At 74.5% G+C, this 3,209-nt stretch carries 3 protein-coding genes; all 3 read right to left on the minus strand.

Annotated features, from left to right (window positions below):
• Window positions 1–159 precede the first annotated feature (159 nt).
• The 3 genes from ABZX90_RS43735 to ABZX90_RS43745 all read right to left on the minus strand — a co-directional run bounded on the left by ABZX90_RS43735 (window position 160) and on the right by ABZX90_RS43745 (window position 2,834).
• Entirely contained in the window at window positions 160–861 is a 702-nt protein-coding gene (locus tag ABZX90_RS43735) for a ScbR family autoregulator-binding transcription factor (protein WP_351134906.1), read from the minus strand.
• A 12-nt stretch (window positions 862–873) separates the two neighbouring features.
• Window positions 874–2,469, minus strand: coding sequence for an acyl-CoA carboxylase subunit beta (locus tag ABZX90_RS43740; protein ID WP_355213721.1), 1,596 nt, complete (start codon window positions 2,467–2,469; stop codon window positions 874–876).
• A 95-nt stretch (window positions 2,470–2,564) separates the two neighbouring features.
• Complete coding sequence (locus tag ABZX90_RS43745) at window positions 2,565–2,834, minus strand: acyl-CoA carboxylase epsilon subunit (RefSeq protein ID WP_355213722.1); 270 nt, start codon at window positions 2,832–2,834, stop codon at window positions 2,565–2,567.
• Window positions 2,835–3,209 lie beyond the last annotated feature (375 nt).

The following is a 3,209-nucleotide window of genomic DNA, read 5'->3' on the forward strand; positions in this document are numbered from 1 at the left end:
CGGCGGGCTGCGGGGTGCGCGTCTTCACCGCCCCACCCCGCACCGCACCGCACCGCACCGCACCGCGCCGCGCCGGTCCGGCCCCTGACGCGGTGTCCGGGCCTGCCGGGGGGCGGTGCGGGGCGGGGCGGTGCGGTGGTTGTGGTGGCGTGGTGGTGGTCAGGGTCCGGGGCGGGTCCGTGGGGGGCCGGCGGTGGCGCCGGCGGCCGGGTCCTGGTGTGCGGGGCCCGGCGCGTGCGGGGGGCCTGCCGGGGTGCCCGCCGCCTGCAGGTGTCCCAGAAACGACGGTGCGGCCAGGCGTGGCAGCAGCAGCCGCCAGAACCGGGTCAGGGTGCGGCAGGAGAGCCATTCGCCGTCCTGTGCTCCCAGGACCTCGAAGCCCACGGTCGCCGCGACGACGGCGACCGCCGCGTCGCGCGGCACCACCGTTTCGGCGAGTTCGCCCTCGCCGCCGGCGCGCTTGAGGGCCGACTCGACCCACTGCTTCCACTGCCGGCGCAGGTCCCGTTCGCCCGTGCAGACGTTCTCGGAGCCCAGGGCGAACCCGGCGCGCAGCACGACGTCGTCGTGGAGGGTGCCGGCCAGCGCGTGCGTGGCGTCCACCAGGCCCTGCAGGGCCCGGCCCGGCTGCTGCCCGCCGTGCCCGGTGATGCGGGTCAGCCGGCGGGCGGCGGCCTCCTCGACGGCGTCGGCCAGGGCGGCCTTGCTGGCGAAGTGGAAGTGCAGTGCTCCGTTGCTCACGCCGGCCCGGCTGCTGATCGCGGTGAGGGAGGCGGTGCTGTAGCCCTCGCGGTCGAAGACCGCGGCGGCGGAGTCGATCAGCGCCTCGCGCGTGCGCTGCGCGCGTTCTTGTCTGGCCATCGTGGTGCTCCGTTACTGCGGCGGGTTGCCGTGCTTGCGGGAGGGCAGGTCGGCGTGCTTGGTGCGCAGCATCGCGAGCGATGCGATCAGCACCTCGCGGGTCTCGGCGGGGTCGATGACGTCGTCGACCAGGCCGCGCTCGGCCGCGTAGTAGGGGTGCATCAGCTCGGCCTTGTACTCCTTGACCATGCGGGCGCGCATCGCCTCGGGGTCGGCGGCCTCGGCGATCTGGCGGCGGAAGATGACGTTGGCGGCGCCCTCGGCGCCCATCACGGCGATCTCGTTGGCGGGCCAGGCGTAGGTGAGGTCGGCGCCGGTGGACTGGGAGTCCATGACGATGTAGGCGCCCCCGTAGGCCTTGCGCAGGATCAGCGAGATCCGCGGGACGGTGGCGTTGCAGTACGCGTAGAGCAGTTTCGCGCCGTGCCGGATGATGCCGCCGTGCTCCTGGCCCACGCCCGGCAGGAAGCCCGGCACGTCCAGCAGGGTGACGATCGGGATGTTGAAGGCGTCGCACGTCTGGACGAAGCGGGCCGCCTTCTCGGACGCCGCGATGTCCAGCACCCCCGCGAGGTGCCGGGGCTGGTTGGCGACGACCGCGACGGTCTGCCCGTCCAGCCGGGCCAGCGCGCAGATGATGTTGCGGGCCCAGTGCTCGTGGACCTCCAGGAAGTCGCCGTCGTCGACGAGTTCGGCGATGACCTCGGCCATGTCGTAGGGGCGGCTGCCGTCGGCCGGGACCAGGCCCGCGAGCGCCTCGCCGCGCCGGGCGGGCGGGTCGGTGCACGGGGTGCGCGGCGGGCTGTGGCGGTTGTTCTGCGGGAGCATGGAGAGCAGGTAGCGGACCTCGGCGAGACAGCTCTGCTCGTCGTCGTAGGCGAAGTGGCACACCCCGGAGGCCGCCGCGTGGACGTCCGCGCCGCCCAGCGCGTCGTGGCTGATCTCCTCGCCGGTCACCGCCCTGACCACGTCCGGTCCGGTGATGAACATCTGCGCGGTGCCGCGGACCATGAACACGAAGTCGGTCAGCGCCGGGCTGTAGGCCGCGCCGCCCGCGCACGGGCCGAGCATCACCGAGATCTGCGGGATGACGCCCGAGGCACGGGTGTTGCGCCGGAAGATGCCGCCGTAGCCGGCCAGCGCGCACACGCCCTCCTGGATCCGGGCACCCGCACCGTCGTTCAGCGACACCAGCGGCGCACCGGCCGCCACCGCCATGTCCATGATCTTGTGGATCTTCGCCGCGTGGGCCTCGCCCAGCGCGCCGCCGAAGATGCGGAAGTCGTGCGCGTAGACGAAGACGGTACGGCCCTCGACCGTGCCCCAGCCGGTGACGACACCGTCGGTGTAGGGCCTCTTGGCCTCCAGCCCGAACCCGGCCGCCCGGTGCCGGCGCAGCTGCCCGACCTCGTGGAAGGAGCCCTCGTCCAGCAGCAGCGCGATGCGCTCCCGGGCGGTCAGCTTGCCCTTGGCGTGCTGCGCCGCGGTCGCCTGCGCGCCGGGGCCCGCCGCCGCCCGGGCGCGGATCGCGTGCAGTTCCGCCACCCGCCCGCGCGCATCCGCGCCGCCCTGCGGCCCGGGCCGCGGGGCGGCCGTCGTCATCGTCATGTCAGGTCCCCTCCTGGGACAAGGCCGAGGAGGTCCCGCCCCGGGTCCGTACGTGGACAGTAACAAACCGCTGAAGCGGTTTAAAGTTGTTCTACTCAAGAACCGCTCGAGGCGCCGCCCGCCCAGCTGCCCGGCGGCACGAACTCCCCCGGCCGCCGCCACCAGGACGAGCCGGCCCCGTCCGGCCCCCCGTCCGGCCCCCCGCCCGCCCCCCGGTCCGCCGCTCCGCCGGCCCGTGCGCCGCCCCCGCCGGCGGCCTCGCCGCGCGCGCCCAGGAGCGCGAGCAGCACCGCGGTCAGGGCGGCGAGTTCGGCCGCGTCCGCCTGTCCGCGCTCGATGCGGAGCACGGCGTTCTGGCTGCTCATCGATCACCCCCTCACCCCAAGGACCGTGAAGTCACCGTCGGCCAGGACACTGGAGGAACGCTGTGGCGCCGCTCGAGGTCCGCTCGCCCCGCGCCCGGGACGGCGCGGGGCGAAACCCGACGCCCCAGCTCACGGGCCGCGAAGGCGGTCCGGGGCGCCGGCCGGGCGCCGATTCGGAGCAAACTGCTCCATTTCCCGCGGGCAGGACCTCGCGACGAAGCCTAGAAACTAAACCGGGTGGTCTGTATCTTCCTGGCTCAGCGAGCACATCCGACGCCAGGCCAACGCAGCTCAGGGGGAAACATGTCCATGACCACGTTCCGCACCGGGCCGGCCCCGACCGCCGCCACCGCGCCGCCGGCCGCCGGCGCCGCG

Source organism: Streptomyces sp. NPDC002935 (genome assembly GCF_040611295.1).
Lineage (GTDB): Bacteria > Actinomycetota > Actinomycetes > Streptomycetales > Streptomycetaceae > Streptomyces.

Coding starts and splice junctions, on each gene's coding strand:
- ABZX90_RS43740 (WP_355213721.1), bottom strand. CDS start 2,469: ATGACGATGACGACGGCCGCCCCGCGGCCCGGGCCGCAGGGCGGCGCG.
- ABZX90_RS43745 (WP_355213722.1), bottom strand. CDS start 2,834: ATGAGCAGCCAGAACGCCGTGCTCCGCATCGAGCGCGGACAGGCGGAC.
- ABZX90_RS43735 (WP_351134906.1), bottom strand. CDS start 861: ATGGCCAGACAAGAACGCGCGCAGCGCACGCGCGAGGCGCTGATCGAC.